At 31.4% G+C, this 17,711-nt stretch carries 11 protein-coding genes and 1 pseudogene; 9 read left to right on the forward strand and 3 right to left on the reverse strand.

The features are described 5' to 3' along the window. Positions 1–338 precede the first annotated feature (338 nt). Positions 339–2,588 (forward strand): heavy metal translocating P-type ATPase, encoded by a 2,250-nt coding sequence (locus UCYN_RS03380; RefSeq protein ID WP_012954098.1) that lies wholly within the window; start codon positions 339–341, stop codon positions 2,586–2,588. Between the two features lie 96 nt (positions 2,589–2,684). On the opposite strand, the gene UCYN_RS03385 is transcribed toward UCYN_RS03380, so the two are convergent. Together UCYN_RS03385 and UCYN_RS03390 are read right to left on the reverse strand one after the other, a co-directional pair. Next, a complete protein-coding gene (locus tag UCYN_RS03385; RefSeq protein ID WP_012954099.1) occupies positions 2,685–3,281 on the reverse strand; it encodes an ATP-dependent Clp protease proteolytic subunit in 597 nt (198 codons plus the stop codon). A gap of 44 nt (positions 3,282–3,325) precedes the next feature. Beyond that, positions 3,326–4,006: an ATP-dependent Clp protease proteolytic subunit gene (locus UCYN_RS03390; protein ID WP_012954100.1), complete on the reverse strand. Its 681-nt coding sequence runs from the start codon at positions 4,004–4,006 to the stop codon at positions 3,326–3,328. A gap of 687 nt (positions 4,007–4,693) precedes the next feature. Here UCYN_RS03390 and UCYN_RS03395 point away from each other — a divergent pair. The 5 genes and pseudogenes from UCYN_RS03395 (at position 4,694) to infB (ending at position 11,102) form a co-directional block, all read left to right on the forward strand. Continuing rightward, the gene (locus UCYN_RS03395; protein ID WP_012954103.1) at positions 4,694–5,506 is read left to right on the forward strand and encodes a squalene/phytoene synthase family protein; all 813 of its coding nucleotides are present in this window, start codon (positions 4,694–4,696) and stop codon (positions 5,504–5,506) included. A gap of 433 nt (positions 5,507–5,939) precedes the next feature. Continuing rightward, positions 5,940–6,396, forward strand: a pseudogene (rimP, locus tag UCYN_RS03400) (ribosome maturation factor RimP). A gap of 44 nt (positions 6,397–6,440) precedes the next feature. Beyond that, complete coding sequence (gene nusA / locus UCYN_RS03405; RefSeq protein ID WP_012954105.1) at positions 6,441–7,604, forward strand: transcription termination factor NusA; 1,164 nt, start codon at positions 6,441–6,443, stop codon at positions 7,602–7,604. A gap of 67 nt (positions 7,605–7,671) precedes the next feature. After that, positions 7,672–7,929, forward strand: a complete 258-nt coding sequence (locus UCYN_RS03410; RefSeq protein ID WP_012954106.1) for a YlxR family protein — start codon at positions 7,672–7,674, stop codon at positions 7,927–7,929. A gap of 221 nt (positions 7,930–8,150) precedes the next feature. Next, the gene (infB, locus tag UCYN_RS03415) at positions 8,151–11,102 is read left to right on the forward strand and encodes a translation initiation factor IF-2 (protein ID WP_012954107.1); all 2,952 of its coding nucleotides are present in this window, start codon (positions 8,151–8,153) and stop codon (positions 11,100–11,102) included. A 73-nt stretch (positions 11,103–11,175) separates the two neighbouring features. On the opposite strand, the gene UCYN_RS03420 is transcribed toward infB, so the two are convergent. Continuing rightward, positions 11,176–14,172: a glycosyltransferase gene (locus UCYN_RS03420; protein WP_012954108.1), complete on the reverse strand. Its 2,997-nt coding sequence runs from the start codon at positions 14,170–14,172 to the stop codon at positions 11,176–11,178. A gap of 712 nt (positions 14,173–14,884) precedes the next feature. On the opposite strand from UCYN_RS03420, the gene UCYN_RS03425 reads away from it, so the two are divergent. The 3 genes from UCYN_RS03425 (at position 14,885) to UCYN_RS03430 (ending at position 17,386) form a co-directional block, all read left to right on the forward strand. Next, positions 14,885–15,289, forward strand: a complete 405-nt coding sequence (locus tag UCYN_RS03425) for a Sua5/YciO/YrdC/YwlC family protein (RefSeq protein ID WP_012954109.1) — start codon at positions 14,885–14,887, stop codon at positions 15,287–15,289. Beyond that, entirely contained in the window at positions 15,279–15,500 is a 222-nt protein-coding gene (locus UCYN_RS06260) for a Sua5/YciO/YrdC/YwlC family protein (protein ID WP_012954110.1), read from the forward strand. Before UCYN_RS03425 ends, UCYN_RS06260 begins: the two co-directional genes overlap by 11 nt. A 428-nt stretch (positions 15,501–15,928) precedes the next feature. Then, the gene (locus UCYN_RS03430; protein ID WP_012954111.1) at positions 15,929–17,386 is read left to right on the forward strand and encodes a CCA tRNA nucleotidyltransferase; all 1,458 of its coding nucleotides are present in this window, start codon (positions 15,929–15,931) and stop codon (positions 17,384–17,386) included. Positions 17,387–17,711: the final 325 nt, after the last annotated feature.

Consider the following 17,711-nt stretch of genomic DNA (forward strand, 5'->3'; position numbering starts at 1 on the left):
CAATAATTTGTTTTTTATATTAACTTCAATAATTCTTACACATAGTAATTATTATTAGAGGAATGTACAGTTCGTTATTGAAAATGAAAGTGCTAAGCTTGTAGTTAAATTACTTTAATCCATAGAATGTATAGTTTTAGCTTATAAGTTGCTTTTGATTTTTTAAAAATTTTATTATTGATTTTTGATATTCTTACATTATATCAACTAGTATCAGTGGTAATAAGGAAAAAATTGAACTTAAGATATGTAAACATAAGACACTATAAACTGAAATGACAAGGGAACTCACATGAAAGCTTTTTCCACAAAATAAATCATTTGATAAAGTCATTTTCTTGAAAAAACAAGATTTACAAGTAGAAGGAATGGAATGTTCTGCTTGTACACTAGCTATTGAGAAAGCTGTTAAAAAAATTTCCGGCATTGAAGAATGTAATATTAATTTTGCGCTAAAAAGAATCACTATTCTCTATTACCCTTATCAAACAAGCGTAAAAGAAATTATTTCTACTATTAAAAATTTAGGATATGGAGCTTATATCCTAGATACTCAAAAAAATAGATTAGTTAATAATGGACAGTTGAAAAAACATTATTATTTATTTAGCAAAGTAGTTCTGGGAAGTGTCGTAAGTTTAATTTTGGTTTTTATTTCCTTGCCAGAGATGATTGGTTTACCTATTCATTTGATTCCTGATTATTTATATAATCCTAAGTTGCAGTTAATTTTAAGTAGCCCAGTAGTTTTCTGGTGCGGAGAATCTTTCTACAGAGGAGCGTTTAAATCTTTAAGTCAGGCAACTACTAATATGAATACGTTAGTAACGATGGGAACGGGAACTGCTTTCTTTTATTCTGTCTTTATAACTTTTTTCCCTGATATTTTGATTTCTCATGGATTAACTACTAATGTCTATTATGAGGTATCAGTAGTTATTATTACCTTAATTTTATTAGGTAAATTATTAGAAAATAATGCACGTGAAAAAACTACAGAAACAATTAAAAATTTAATAGGGTTACAAGCAAAGACAGCCCGAGTAATACGTAACAACATAACTCAAGATATTGTAATTGATGATGTTTTGATTAATGATATTGTTATTGTACGTCCAGGAGAAAAAATACCAGTTGACGGGAAAGTGGTTGAAGGAAAATCAACTATTGATGAGTCTATGGTTACAGGAGAAAGTCTTCCTGTGGAAAAAATAGTTGGCGACCAAGTAATAGGAGCTACTATTAATAAAACTGGAAGTTTTAAATTTCAAGCCCAGAAAATCGGAAAAGATACCGTATTATCGCAAATAATCGAGCTAGTAGAAGATGCTCAGAGTAGTAAAGCACCTATACAGAAAATAGCTGATATTGTTATTAGTGTTTTTGTTCCAATTGTTATAGGAATTGGAATAATTACTTTTTCAGTTTGGCTGATATTTTTTAACAACCTGTCTTTAGCGATAGTAACAACAATTAATGTTTTAATTATTGCTTGTCCTTGTGCCTTAGGTTTAGCAACACCTACGTCAATCATAGTAGGAACTGGTAAAGGTGCAGAACATGGTATTTTAATTAAAGGAGCAGATAGCTTAGAATTAGCACATAAATTACAAATAATTGTATTAGACAAAACAGGAACTATTACCGAAGGTCATCCTAAGGTTACTGACTATATAGTTTCTGATGACGAGAATAGTCTTAATTATTTAATGCTAGCTACGGCAGTTGAAAAATATTCTGAGCATCCTTTGTCAGAAGCAATCATTAACTATGCCAATTCTTTCGAGATTAATTACGACTTATTAAATGTTGAGAATTTTGAGGCAGTAACTGGATTAGGTGTACAAGGAGAAATTAATCAAAATTTAGTACAGATTGGAACACAACATTGGATGGAAGAATTAGAAGTCAATATTAGTAATTTTTCAAATCAAGCCAATATACTAAAAAAACAAGCAAAAACAGTCGTTTGGATAGCAATTAACGGTAAGATGAAAGGCTTATTTGCAATATCCGATACTATTAAACCATCATCTATAGAAGCTATCAAATATCTTAAACAACTAGGCTTACAAATAATTATGCTCAGTGGAGATAACTTACAGACAGCTGAAGCAGTAGCTACTGAAGTTAGTATATATAAGACCTTTGCGCAGGTTCTCCCTAACGAAAAAGTAGAAAAAATAAGAGAACTTCAACAATCGTTAAAGAAAGTTGTTGGGATGGTTGGAGACGGCATCAACGATGCCCCTGCATTAGCGCAGGCAGATGTTGGTATCGCAGTTGGGACAGGAACAGACATTGCAATATCAGCTAGTGATATTACTTTAATTTCAGGAGATTTAAGAAAAATCGCAGTAGCAATTCAGTTAAGTCGTGCGACTATGAACAACATTCGTCAAAATCTCTTTTTTGCTTTTATATATAATATAATAGGAATTCCTATTGCAGCAGGCATTTTATATCCATCATATGGTATCTTGTTAAATCCAATGATTGCTGGGGCTGCGATGGCTTTTAGTTCATTATCTGTTGTTTCTAACTCCTTAAGGTTAAGAAATTTTAGGCAAAAGAAATTTTTTATTTAAGATTAAATGATAAATTATTATCAAATAAGTAACCCTCGTACTTCTTTAGTACGAGGGTTACTTATTTGATAATAATTTATCATTTATGGATATGGATTAAGTTCTTTCCTCAATTACTTGATCGATTAATCCGTAATTTTTGGCTTCTTCTGCAGATAAGAAATAGTCTCTATCTGTATCTTTCTCGATCTTTTCAAGAGGCTGTCCACACTTAGTAGCTAAAATATTATTTAATTGAGCACGAATACGTAATATTTCATTAGCTTCAATTTCAATATCTGATGCTTGGCGTCGCCCTGTACCTCCCATAGGTTGGTGAATCATGATTCGGGCATGGGGTAGTGCCAGACGTTTTCCTGGAGTTCCTGCTGCTAATAAAAATGATCCCATAGAGGCAGCTAAGCCAACACAAATGGTGATCACTTCTGATCTGATATATTGCATTGTGTCAAATATAGCCATACCAGCTGTTACAGAACCACCAGGAGAGTTTATGTAAAGATAAATTGGCTTACTTGAATCTTCAGAGTCGAGATACAACAAGAGAGCAACAATACGGTTGGCAATACCATCAGTTACTTCTTGACTAAGAAAAATTATTCGTTCCTGACCTAAGCGAGTATAAATATCAATCCATCGTTCATACTGACTACCAGGAAGACGATAAGGAACACTAGGAATACCAATGGGCATAGCTTTAAATTAAATATTTGGATAGTCTGAAAACAAGCCAGTGGTCAATTAATAATGCTGGCAGATTTTGGAAGTTCTTTAGTACTTTCTAGTACACGATCAATGAGTCCGTATTCTTTCGCCTTTTCGGGTGTTAGATAAAATGTGCGGTCTATATCTTTCGATATTTTATCGACAGCTTGCCCTGTATTTTTAGAAAGAATCTGCAACATAGTACTTTTGTTACTTAATACTTCTTTAGCACGAATTTGAATATCTGTTGCTTGACCTTGTGCACCAGAACGATTCTGATTTAAAACAATAGTTGCATGAGGAAGACTAGCTCGACAACCTTTTGTTCCTGCGGATAGTATCATGGCTGCAGTCCCCATAGCCTGACCGATACATATAGTATGAATTGGAGGTTTTACATAATTCATTGTATCGCAAATTGCAAAAGCTTCTGTCTCAAATCCTACTGCATCTCCAGTGTGCCAAGATGTACCTGTAGAGTTAATGTAAAAAAAAATAGGTTTATCAGGATTATCAAATTGCAAATAAAGCAATTGGGCGATAATAAGTTGGGTCACATCGATTCCTACTTGTTGCTTAACCTCATCAGAGGAAAAAAGAGGTAAACCCAAGTAAATAATACGCTCTTTAAGTAATAGGGATTCTAAATCCGGTGGAGGAGTACGAAAATTTGCATCTCCATAGTAAGCGGACTGAACTGCCTTAATTTCCATTAGATAGTTTTTTTGTCTAAACAAACGGTAAGTAGAAAATGCTTTAGTTTAATTTTAATGAGTTTTAAAAGTAAATCATTAAAATAAAAGTTACTCTGAAGATTCAATTATTAATTAAAACTCAGGTAAGCTTAAAAGGCGAAACTTTTATGCTTAATCATACTTTTTATACACATACTATTATAGTATATTTCTTCTGACATTAAATAAATTAAAAATCATGGCTTTTATAAAATTACTTAGTGATGTGCAGTGATGATGTAAAAAAGTATAAGTTTAATTTCTTTTTATAGGTTAAGTCTTGCTGAAATCATTGCTATGGAAGAAGAAATAATAATTGCTAGTTTGGATAATGAAAATATTCATACCAACTTAAACCTAGCTATTAAATCACACAAATTTTTTTTATGATAAGGATTTTAAGAACTATAGATAAATTTTCTAAATGTTTTCATGAAAAATTAAAAGAGGTAAAGAAAGAAAATCATCGAATAAAATTAAAGAATTACGGTAAATTTTTACAAACCGTAATACAATAGACACCATCTTTAATAAAAATCTGTCTTCAATTCGGAACTCTCATGGTAAAAGTTCGAGATCTTTGTTTGCCAGAAACTTCATAATAATTTATTGGGACCTTATAAGTTAAATAAGCATATGTTAAAGTTGGCGTGAGGAGTGAAATTAATGAATTTGCAAAATGATGCTCTAAAGGCTCTTAAAGAAACCAGTAGAACTTTCTACATACCAATTAGTCGTCTTCCTGACAATTTGCGTGAAGCCGTTGCTTCAGCCTACCTTTGTATGCGCGCTATTGATGAAGTTGAAGATCATCCTGATATTGAAAACTTCATTAAAGCTAAAATTCTGCGACAAATGAGTCTTAATTTACAAGCTGTAAATGAAAAATCAGGAATTAAAGATTTTTCAGCAGATTTGGCACCTTATGAAAATATTTTGCCAGATGTCAGCTTACAGTTAGGAAAATGGGCTTTATTAGCTCCAAACACCATTGCACCTCGTATTTGGGATGCAACAGCAGCAATGGCTGATAGAATGGCTTATTGGACTGAAAATAATTGGACAATTCGTACAGAAGCTCATTTAAATCAATACACTTTTAGTGTAGCTGGTGCAGTAGGAATACTTCTATCAGATTTATGGTCTTGGCATGATGGTACTCAAACAAGTCGTCAATATGCGATTGGTTTTGGGAGAGGTTTACAGGCTGTTAACATTATTCGTAATCATCGAGAAGATTTAAATCGTGGAGTAAGCTTCATTCCTCAAGGTTGGCATATAAAAGATGTGTATAAATATGCTCGCTATAATCTCACATTAGCGGATCTTTATACTAAGTCTCTTGATTCAGGACCTGCACTAGATTTCTGTAAAATCCCCTTAGCTCTAGCTCATGGGACATTAGACGTAATAGCTTTAGGAAAAGACAAACTTAGTCGTAGTGATGTAATGGCTTTGGTTCAACAAGTAACACATTAAGTTGCTAATAAAAGGAACGTTAAACTATTTGCTAAATTAAACTCTTTTTGAGAGAATTATTTTTTACTCTAATTTGTAATACATTATTTTATTTAACTAACAGTATCTAAACATATTTTAAATATTATTGGTCAAATCGAGATATGAAAATATAAAATGTATTGAATAGTTTTAAATAATTTTGCTTATTTTGTTTAACTATTTAAAAAATAGTTATATTAAAATATGGTAATCTTTTAACCATTTTAGGCTAAAGTTCACTTTTCTTTCATTCGTGTAGATCTTAAATCCTACCTGTTTTAATTCAAGGTTTGTTAAGATAATAGGTTGAAGCACATTAAAATAGTATTTAGTACTATTTTTCCTAATCATCAAAGTCATAAAGGAAGTGGGCTAATTACCCACTTCCTTTATTGTCTGATATCTCTGAGTAATGACTCATTTATTAATTCAACAAATTATTGATTTAACAACTCCCGTTATTAAAGAAATGGGAATAGACATAGTGAATGTAGTTTTTCATACTAATAAATGTCCGTCTATTTTACGGTTTGATATTTCTAATCCTGCTGAAAATATCAGTCTAGATGACTGTGCAAAAGTAAGCCGAACCCTAGAATCTATCTTAGATGAAACTACTATCATTCCACATGCTTATGTTTTAGAAGTTTCAAGTCCTGGCATATCTCAAATTCTAAATTCTGAACGAGATTTTACTACATTCCAAGGATTTGCTATTGGAATCATGACCAGTCCTCCCTATTTAAATAAAGAAAGAATGGCGAGGAAGACTTCAAAAACGAGATTGTAAAAATGTTTATCTTAACTGTAAAGGTAAAATAGTTTCCATTCCTCGTTCTTCAGTAGTTCAAGTCCGATTAGAAGACTGATACGCACTAGATTTATATAATTTATATGTTTAGGAGATTTTTTTATGTCCCTGGTTAGTTTACCTGGATTAACTAATATGATTGGAGAAATTAGTCAACGTCATAATTTGCCCAAACCTGCCGTTCAAGAAGCCCTAAGAGAGGCTCTTTTGAAAGGCTATGAGCGTTTTCGACGTTCTCAAAATTTAGATCGTCAGCCTTTTTATGATGAGTATTTTGATAATTTCGAGGTTGAGTTAGATACAGAAGAAGAAGGTTTTAGAATTTTATCCACAAAAAAAATTATGGAAAATGTGGAAAATATTGACCATCATATTTCCCTTCAAGAAGTTCAGGAAGTAGCTTCAGAAGCTCAACTTGGTGATGAAGTTGTTTTAGATGTCACACCTGAACAGAAAGACTTTGGTCGAATGGCTGCGATCCAAACGAAGCAAGTACTTTTACAGAAATTACGAGATCAGCAAAGGAAACTGATTCAAGAAGAATTTCAAGAATTAGAAGGTACAGTTCTTAACGCAAGAGTTTTACGCTTTGAGCGTCAAGATATCATCGTTGCTGTTCAAAGTACTTTTGGTCAGCCTGAAGTAGAAGCAATTATTCCAAAACAGGAACAATTACCAAATGATAACTATCGAGCCAATTCATCTTTTAAAATACTACTTAAAAAAGTAAGAGAAGGATCTCATCGTGGTCCTCAACTTTTAGTATCACGAGCTGCGGCAGGTCTTGTAGTAGACATGTTTTCCATAGAGGTTCCTGAGATCGAGGAAGACATAGTGAGAATTGTTGCTGTTTCTAGAGAAGCTAATCCTCCTTCCCGCTATGTAGGTCCTAGAACTAAAATTGCTGTTGATACGTTAGAAAGAGATGTTGATCCTGTAGGCGCTTGTATTGGTGCACGAGGTTCTAGAATTCAAGCGGTAGTTAATGAATTAAGAGGAGAAAAAATAGATGTTATTCGCTGGTCTCCCGACCCAGCTACTTACATAGCCAATGCCCTTAGTCCTGCTCGTATAGATGAAGTAATATTGATCAGTCCTGATGAACGGCATGCTCTAATATTAGTTGCAGAAGACCAACTTAGCTTAGCTATTGGAAAAGAAGGGCAAAATGTTAGATTAGCGGCACGATTAACAGGATGGAAAATTGATATCAAAAATACTATTGCCCATAGAGAAGAATTAGAAAATCAGCAATTTGAAGATTAATTAATTCAAAAGTCTGAAAAATTAATCCTATTCAAGATAGATCTTTCGTAATAGACTAATCTAAATAATGAAAGTAAATTATCGGCGTTGTATTAGCTGCCGTTGTATTAATCACAAAGACAAATTTTGGAGAATAGTAAAAGTCTATTTATCTCAAACGGTACAATTAGATAAGGGGATGGGTAGATCAGTTTATTTGTGTCCTAAGAAAGCCTGTTTAGCTGTTGCTAGCCAAAAAAATCGTTTAGAACGAGGACTGAAAACTTCAATTCCTCAAAATATTTATAAAAAGTTATGGGAACGTTTAGAAAATGAAAGCATTTAGAAAAGCTTATCCTAGATTACCTATTAGTTTCATTAATCCGAAGATAATTTTTTTAAAAATTTGAATACAAAAGATAGTATTCTCATAAATATAAAAGAGAAAATTGTTTTCATAATTATGATTATAAAACTCTACTCATATAGTTTTCCAAAGAGCTTCTTCGTCAATTTTGTCGAAAGACTCGGCATTTACAATAGCCACACTTAGTTAGGGGATAGTGGATGAACAACGTACATAAAGTAAGAATTTACGATTTATCAAAAGAATTGAATCTTGAAAACAAAGAGATTCTAGAAATTTGTGCTCAGCTTAATATTGCTGTAAAGAGTCATAGTAGTACTATTACAGAATCACAAGTTGAGCGTATTAAAGTAATGGCAGAAAAATACATCACCAAACAAAGTATGACTCAAGGAAATGACGCTACTATGTCAGGTGAGAAAAAGCAGCAAATTTTAGCCATTCACCATAAACAAATTCAGTCTTCTACTGAAGAGGGATTGGATGATCAAGCAAATGATTTAGAGGTCCCAGATACCTCGGTCTCATCTCAAATGCCTGCAGCACCAAAACCACCTGAAAAACCAATTTCATCAACATCTATTAAATCACCAAAAACTGATCGAATTAGCTTGTCTAAACCCTCAATTTCAAAAGAAAAAACATCTAAGTCAGAAAGTATAGATTTTGATTTACCAGACTCTTCTAAAGAAAATTTTGAAAAACCCGTTAATAAACCAAGTAGGACGAAACCATCTTTAGAAGGGAAAAATAAAGTTAAACTTTCAAAAAGAACCCCTAAAGGTATATCTCTCAAACCCAAAGAAAAACCAGAAATAACAGGTAGTACAAACGAAGTTCAATCAAAGAAAAAACCTAATATTGGAAAACCAGACTTGAAAAAGTCTTCTTCTCATCCAGTAGAAGAAGAGAAAAAGTACACCATGCCTTTTGATCCTCTTGATTCTTCTTTAATAATTGATGATGATGATGACGAAAGTGATGAAATACTTGATATTGAACTTAAGCCAAAACCTCAACTAAAAAGACCTACAACACCAAGAATTTTCAAGAAAAAAACTTGGGAAGAGGAAGAAGAAGAAGAAGAGGAGAATAAGGCAAAAGCAAGTAAAGCAAGCACAAAAGCAAAACGTAGATTTAAAGCACTTGAAGACGAAGATGATGATTTTGAGTCAGAGTCAGAAAGTAATACTGTTTCTTTAAGTTTAAGTCTTTCTATAGCTCGCCCTCCAAAGCCAAAATCTGAGCATCAAACAGCTGAAGTAGTTCACAAGCCTAAAAAGCCAACTTTAAAAACAATTGGCTCAGGATCTGAACGTAGTCGTTCTGAACGTAAAGAACGGAAGGAAACTCCTCGACAACCAGAAAAAGTAATTCTTGAAAAAAATCTTACAGTCAGAGAATTATCAGAACGTTTACATATATCAGAGACAGAAATTATTAAACTTCTGTTTACTAAGGGAACTGCTGTTAATATTACTCAAACTTTAGATCAAGAGACAGCAAAAATGGTTACAGAGTCATTTGGAATCATTGTAGAAATTCCAGAGGAAGACTCTGCAGCCATTAAAAATACAGAAATGATTGATGAAGGAGATCTTGATAATCTTCAACGTCGTCCTCCTGTTGTTACAATAATGGGTCATGTGGATCATGGTAAAACAACACTTCTTGATTCTATCCGTAAAACGAAGGTAGCTCAAGGAGAAGCAGGCGGTATTACGCAACATATTGGCGCCTATCATGTAGATATTGAGCATGACAATAAAAAACAACAATTAGTTTTTCTAGATACACCTGGACATGAAGCTTTTACAGCGATGAGAGCTAGGGGAGCAAGAATAACGGATATAGCTATTCTTGTTGTTGCGGCTGATGATGGTGTGCAACCTCAGACGAGAGAGGCTATTAGCCATGCAAAAGCAGCTGAGGTTCCAATTGTTGTAGCCATAAATAAAATTGATAAATTAGAGTCAAATTCAGACCGTATTAAACAAGAACTATCAGATCTAGGTCTTGTACCAGAGGAATGGGGTGGAGATACTATAATGGTTCCGGTAAGTGCTCTTAAAGGAGATAACCTTGATCAATTATTGGAGATGTTAGTTTTAGTATCTGAAATTGAGGATCTATTAGCCAATCCTGATCGTTTAGCAAAAGGAACAGTGATTGAGGCCCACTTAGATAAAAATCGAGGTCCAGTAGCAACACTATTAATACAAAATGGTACATTACGAGTAGGAGATTCTCTTGTTGCCGGCCCTGTATTTGGAAAAATACGCGCTATGGTAGACGACCGGGGAGATAAAGTGAAAGAAGCTTCTCCTTCTTTTGCAGTGGAAATTCTTGGATTAAGTAGTGTACCGGCAGCTGGAGATGAATTTGATATTTATTTAAGTGAGAAAGAAGCACGAGCTGTGGCTGATAAGAATGCTAAAGATAGTCGCCAAACAAGATTGCAACAGGCACTATCTTCTCGTCGTGTTACTTTAAGCACATTATCAGCTAAAGCTAAAGATGGAGAGCTTAAAGAACTTAATCTTATTCTTAAAGCTGATGTTCAGGGTTCTATTGAAGCAATTTTAGGTTCTCTAGAACAATTACCTCAAACTGAAGTACAAATACGCGTTTTATTGGCTGCTCCGGGAGAAGTTACAGAAACGGATGTAGATCTTGCAGCTGCAAGTGGTGCAGTTATTATTGGGTTTAATACTAATTTAGCTAATGGTGTTAAAACTGCTGCAGATCAGGAAGAAGTAGATATTAGGGAATATGATATTATTTATAAGCTTTTAGATGATATACAAGGAGCAATGGAGGGTCTTCTTGAACCGGAAGAAATAGAATCTCCTCTAGGACAGGCTGAAGTCCGAGCTGTTTTTCCAGTAGGGAGAGGTGCCGTTGCAGGCTGCTATGTATTGTCAGGTAAGGTAGTTCGTAACCGTTTTATAAGAGTCGTTCGAGATGGTAATACGATTTATCAAGGAACATTAGATTCTTTAAAAAGGATGAAAGAAGATGTGAGAGAAGTAAATTCTGGTTATGAATGTGGCATAGGAATTGATAAATTTAGTAACTGGAACGAAGGTGATACGATTGAAGCTTTTGAAATGATTATGAAGCGTCGTACCTTAATTGGACGAACCACATAAGCCAAAATTAAAAACGCAATTTAAAATTTTAAATTGCGTTTTTAATTAAACAATAATTTATTATTACAAAGATTTAATTACTATTAATACTAGTGAACCATAAAGATGAATGCTGCTCATGGCGATTGTCATTAAATATAGTATAGGTTGGTTCTAATCCTAAACTTAAATCTTTATTCCATGAAGATCTATGTTCTTTCTGGATTTTGGCAGCAACTTTACGGACCTCTAATATTTTTTTAAGAGGAGACCATTGAGATAGGCTAGGAAGGCAATCTAACGAGCGGTAAGATTTTAGTAAAGTTTCAATTCCACTAAAATATTTTAAAACTTTTGATTGAGGACAGATTTCTTTTAGATAAAGGCATAAATTATAAGCATATTCTAAATCTGTGCTTGTGTGGACACAATAAGATTTTCGATAGCACAAACATAAATAAATTAAATTCTCTACGTCCTCTGTACTCCTATTAGCAAAAGCATAACGAATTCCTCCAAGAGTACGATGAATATACCAAGCTCTCATATCTTCAATTTCGATTGCTGGGCTTTGCGTTGTTCTTTCATCAGGATAGTTCCAAAAAACTCCTAAAGTACAATCTACAATCTTACTTTTTATAAATGGAAGGACACGACTTTTAAATTCAGTATCGCCAGCTCCTCTAAAACTACTATCATAATAGCCAAATCTTTTATGTATAGAACGACGATATAAAGCACCTACCCATGATAAATAACAAGTTTCTAAATAAACTAAGTCTTGCTTATATTCTTTCCGATAATAGGGCATGATATCTTTAATCCAGCTACAATCGCTATCCACTTCGGTAACAAGACTATGTCCAGTAACCCAATCTAAATCTGAAAACTTATCTAATTCATTAGCAAGGATTTCTAGACAAGTAGGAAGAATGGTTTCATCTACCCCTAAAAAAGATAAGAAGTCTGCTTTAGACAAATCAATCCCTCTATTCCAAGCCATTTGTATAGTTTCTCTTTCTTTAGATCTTACATAAACAACAGGAATATTTAATTTCTCAATTATTTCTTTAAAAACTGTATACTCATCTCCTGGAGAGCCACTGTCTACCAAAATTACTTCCGCTTCTCCTTTCTGAACCAGAGTTTGATGTTTTAAAGTTTTTAAGAAGAAAGCAAGTTTAGAGGACGCATTATAGAGAGAAACTATAATACTGACACGGTAAGTTGATTTACTACGACGATCATCTACAAATTCATAATTCCATTTATTGTTTGATAAATTACTTACTCGATTTTGTTCTAAAAGATCGTAGCATTTATCTTCTCGACCTTCATGAGTACCATACATTGCTTGTATTACTTCAGATTCTTTTGTAAATCCTTTATCATTTAAAACTCTTACTATAGAAGGAAGATCACCAAATAAATCTTGATCTAATAGACGTATACATCGTAGTTTGTACGTAGCTGCTACTAATTCGTTTCCTCGCAAACTTTCAATCCTAGCAATTCCTTTCCATAAACGAACCCTGTCGATACGATATCCATTATTTAAACGATCTCGTATACCTTCACTTCTGTAATCACCATCTGAAGCAAGTTTCCATGATTCTTGAATTTTTTTATCAAGATCTTTTTGAGTTAATTCTAAAGTATTAAAAATGTTCTTATATCGTCTAACTAATTTAGGAGTTTTTAGTATTTGGGCATTATGAACTTTACTTAGCGGAATTTTGAGAAGTTCTTTATTTTTACCAGCTTCATGTTTAATTTGTTGATAGATTGGTTTCACATTCGATCTAATTTTAGATTTTAATAATCTAAGGCCTGGTATCTTGTTTGAGCCATTTAATTGACTAGATTCCCAATAATTTATTAATTGTGAGTACCAATAGTTTAATTCTTCACGAATTTCAAGATTTGAAACTGGTGAAGAACCATAAATTTCACTTAACAAAAGACCACTACTTTGAAAATTTGAGTCGCGAATTCCAGCAATTAATTTATTTCTATAATCATCATAGTTATTTAATAAATCAATAATTTCTGGCAAAGAATCATAAATATTATCAATATCAATTTTAATAAATGGAATTTTTGGAAAATTATCTTCTAAAAAACGACATACTCCTGCACCTTTTCCAATGACAGTAGGACATCCTGAAAAAAGTGACTCTAAAGCTACTAAATTTAAAGTGTCATATCTAGAGGGAACAAAAGTTATGGATCTACTACTAAATAATTTCATTAAATCTGAATGTGGAATTGATGGGTACATTCTTAGATTTTTGTCTCTATTATTAATCATCTTTTCTAAATAATCTTTAGATGATTGAGTTCGATTATAGTTATAACTATGAGGACCTATTATAGAAGCATTACTGTATTTTTCTCGTGGTATCCACCAAGCTAAATCTACAAAAATATCAGGTCCTTTCCGCTTTTCTGTTCTACCAATAAAATTTAGGTTAGGCAAGGATTCCGAATTAGAGCCTGATTTAATTTCAGGTACAGCCATAAAATGTAATGGATTATAATAATAAGATTTTAAATTATCAACCTCCTTCCATTCATCTAAATAACTCTTACTAATTCCATAACGTATGTCTACAGCCTGATATTGCATTTTTTCTTGTAGAGAAAGTGGAATATTCTCTTTACCTTCAAACCAATCTAATTGTAATGTTTTAGATATAATTCCATGCATTGAAAGTGCAATTGAACCACACTTTACATGAAAATGATCTAAAGCAGATCGTAAAAACATCCCCCATTGTTCATAATCAGGTACGTCAACTACATCAAATTCCATGTCCCGGCAAGAAGCTGCTATGTTACTAGCTTGAACAAAAGCTGATTGTACCCATTTAGGTGGCGTTGCTTCAAAAAAATTCGTAAAATCTCCATAATTAAATATTTCTTTATAAGGTATTTGATGAGAATTATGAAGACAAGAAGTATTTAAAGATTCATCTTTAATAATGTAATAAAAATCTATTTCAGGATTCTTTTTAATAAGACTGCGATAAAAAGTTTGTCCACCTCCTGTTTTCTTAAATAAATCAAAATCAGCAATAAGAACTTTCATATAATTAATATTTATATTTGAATAATCGATTAACTCTAAGTATTTTTGAAAACTGCAACTAAGTAATTTATAAAATCAAAGACAGTACATTATTTTAACTTCTATCTTGAAAAAATAATAAACCACGAAATATTTTAAGTTGTTTATAAATGTTAGAGATAACTAGAAAGATAGTCAACTTATTAATGAAAATTTTCTAAAATTTCACTAATAAGAGAAGAATTAATCTGAATGAATTATGTTTATATATTAGACTAAAATGTTCAGAAACTTTTATCTCTATAAACTTTGTTTAAAAATCATCTCTTTTGTATATAATTTGGATTATGTATTATTCAATTTACAATCATTTTCTATATTAATAAATACTATTTATACTACTTTTTATTTATTGTTTACTAATTTAACTTAAGTGTGTAAAGTAAACTTTAAAAGTTCACTTATATCAATAGCATTTGTATATATAAATGTATATAATTTTTATTTTATGCACCTTATTGCTGTTCTATTTTTAATTATTTAACATTATAAAAAATATACTCTATTTATATTAGTGAAAGTATCGTAGTAATGATTTTTCAAATACTAATTTTTATGAAAAAATATATTTAATCTTATAGAATAAATATTAACTTTACAGTAAATATATTATATTTTGTGATCTACAATGTTTTTATAATATCTGTATATTCATATTACATACTGATAAAAAATGCCAGAAGTATCTCCAGATAAGTTAGTTCAAGGATTATTTGAAGGTAAAGTAGTTAGTTTTCCTACTGATACAATTCCTGCTTTAGCTACACTACCTCAAAATGCTTCATCAATTTTTGCCCTGAAAAAACGCTCTTTTCAAAAACCTCTAATTTTAATGTGCTCATCTTCAGAAAATGTTTGGAAATATACTCAGGGTAACTCTGAAGAATTGAGAAACTGGAAAAACATAGCATATAGGTACTGGCCAGGACCTTTGACTCTAGTATTACCAGCTTCCGAATCCATAATAAATATAAATACTAATAATCTCATTGATTCAAAAACAATCGGAATACGTATTCCTGACTGCTTTGTGGCACAAAGAATATTGCAAAAGAGTAGAATGTTTATTGACTACTAGTGTTAATATTTCAGGAAAAGAACCTGCAAAAAACGTAGATGAAATATTAGAAATTTTTCCAGAAGTATTAGTTTTGCAAAAACAAGATTTTAGTAATCATAAATGTAATAATAAACTGCCATCTACTGTTATAAAATGGAAGTCAGGAAAATGGGAAAATTTACGACAAGGTTATATTAATATATTGAATATAAATAATTCAATATATTAATATATGTATTAATTAGCCATCAAATAAAAATTCATATGAATAATTTTTACTCTCAGAATATTTTGAAAGTCATTCTAAATAATATTATCTACATAACTTTATTCTAATAAAGATAAGTATATATAAAAAGAATTGAATACATTTAAGATCACCCCATAGTTAAAACAATTATCATAAAAAATAAATGCATGTAATAGTGGTAAGTAAACCTGCACTATATACCGAAGACATTTATAATTGTCAGTAGCTTTAATGAAATAAGTATAAACTTTTATCAGTGTTAAAAACCTCTTATTAAATAAGATTAAAACTTCATTATTTTCAATAAATATCTTAAAAAATTATTAAAAATTACTAGACCCAAATAATAGGGGTATTTGAAATACAGTGACTTTTAAACATTCTTAATATAAAAAATATACTTACTTATGAATAATAAAGAACTGTTGAATATTCTGAAAAAGGAAAATCTGCCAGAAACAAAAATTAAAAATAATTCAGATCAAAAATTATCTCAAAATCTTTTAATTGATGCTGATTTGATGAAATTGATATCTGATTCAGTTGATAATAATATATGGCAATTGCTTGAAGAAATTATTCAAGAGGCAGAGCTAAAGGCTTGGAGTTTATATGTTGTGGGCGGAATAGTTAGAGATTTATTCCTTTTAAAAAAGAATCAAAAAATACTAATACAAGATATTGACTTGGTTGTAGATAGTAATACTTCTCCTTCAAATATAGGTGCAGGCATAGAGTTAGCACAAACTTTAAAAAAACGCTATCCAGAAGTTCTTTTAACTGTGTACCATGATTTTAAAACAGCATCTTTATCATGGAATAAAGATAAAAAATATGGTTCAGTACAAATTGATATTACAACATCAAGAACTGAAACATATCTCTACCCTTCTGCTAATCCAAAAATACAAATAGCCCCTATTGAACAAGACTTATTTAGAAGAGACTTTACCATAAATGCTTTAGCAGTAAAATTAACATCTCCTGCACAAGGAAAATTATTAGATTTATTTATGGGTTTATCGGATCTAAGAAAAGCTCAAATAAAGGTGTTGCATCCTAATAGTTTTCTTGAGGACCCAATCAGGATTTACAGAGCGGTAAAATTCGCCATACGCCTTGACTTTGATATAGAGGCTCAAACTATACAGTACATTTACAATGCAACCAAGAATCAAACTTACGATCACCTAAAATTAGAAGTAAATATCATCCCTAGTCTAACCATACGTCTAAAAAATGAATTAAGATCTATCTTACAGTCTAATTCTTGGAGAAAGTCCTTAGAGCTACTTTCTTGCTTTGGCGCTTTATATTACCTATATCCTGGGCTTATATTAAATTGCGAAATTTTACGACAAATGCGTTATGTTTCTCGATTGATGAAATATAGTGATCCCCATCATAAAACAATAAAATGGCTACTTTTATTAGAAATATTACTTTCTTCAATTCCTTTAAAGGAAAGAAAAATTATTGCTATTAATTTACAACTACCTTCTGAGAGCATCAAAAGATTATCAGAGATACAAAACATTAACAAAGAAATTAATCAAGGATTAAGAAAATATAGCAAAATTAGTGATAAAGTTAACCTACTTAACAAGTTCTATTGGATAGATTTAATTTTAGTTGCAGCACAATCTAAAAAAGAAATTCGTTATTTTATTTGGCGATATTTTACAAAACTTTCAAAAATTAGTTCTCCTTTAAATGGTTCTGATTTAAAAAACATAGGTTATTTGCCAGGACCAAGATACAAAGAAGCTCTCACAATTTTATTGGATAAGACACTAGATGGAGAAATTAAAACGAAACAAGAAGCAAAAATAATGGTCCAAACAATAATGGAAAGACTTGATTGATTTTTTTGAATATTTATCAAAAAAAATTTAGTTATGGAATAAGATGTTCCTACTGAAATTTTAATAATAATTTCTTACATTTTTCAAACACTATTTATAACTTAATTAGATATCTACAAAGTCTGAATATTAGATACACTAAAACAATTAAATAAAAATATGTACATAATTAATTTAGGTTTACTTTTTTATAAAAACTTATTTCTTATTTGATCTTATAGCTATTTATATAAACTAATGAAACAGCTCGAAAAAAATGCTGGTTTTGATATTATTAACTTTAGCTTTAATCAATATTATTTAACTTCGATGATATAAATATCTT

The sequence above is a fragment of the Candidatus Atelocyanobacterium thalassa isolate ALOHA genome (assembly GCF_000025125.1).
In the GTDB taxonomy this organism is placed as follows: Bacteria; Cyanobacteriota; Cyanobacteriia; order Cyanobacteriales; family Microcystaceae; genus Atelocyanobacterium; species Atelocyanobacterium thalassae.

Coding starts and splice junctions, on each gene's coding strand:
- UCYN_RS03430 (WP_012954111.1), top strand. CDS start 15,929: ATGAATAATAAAGAACTGTTGAATATTCTGAAAAAGGAAAATCTGCCA.
- UCYN_RS03425 (WP_012954109.1), top strand. CDS start 14,885: ATGCCAGAAGTATCTCCAGATAAGTTAGTTCAAGGATTATTTGAAGGT.
- UCYN_RS03420 (WP_012954108.1), bottom strand. CDS start 14,172: ATGAAAGTTCTTATTGCTGATTTTGATTTATTTAAGAAAACAGGAGGT.
- infB (WP_012954107.1), top strand. CDS start 8,151: ATGAACAACGTACATAAAGTAAGAATTTACGATTTATCAAAAGAATTG.
- UCYN_RS03410 (WP_012954106.1), top strand. CDS start 7,672: ATGAAAGTAAATTATCGGCGTTGTATTAGCTGCCGTTGTATTAATCAC.
- nusA (WP_012954105.1), top strand. CDS start 6,441: ATGTCCCTGGTTAGTTTACCTGGATTAACTAATATGATTGGAGAAATT.
- UCYN_RS03385 (WP_012954099.1), bottom strand. CDS start 3,281: ATGCCCATTGGTATTCCTAGTGTTCCTTATCGTCTTCCTGGTAGTCAG.
- UCYN_RS03390 (WP_012954100.1), bottom strand. CDS start 4,006: ATGGAAATTAAGGCAGTTCAGTCCGCTTACTATGGAGATGCAAATTTT.
- UCYN_RS03395 (WP_012954103.1), top strand. CDS start 4,694: ATGAATTTGCAAAATGATGCTCTAAAGGCTCTTAAAGAAACCAGTAGA.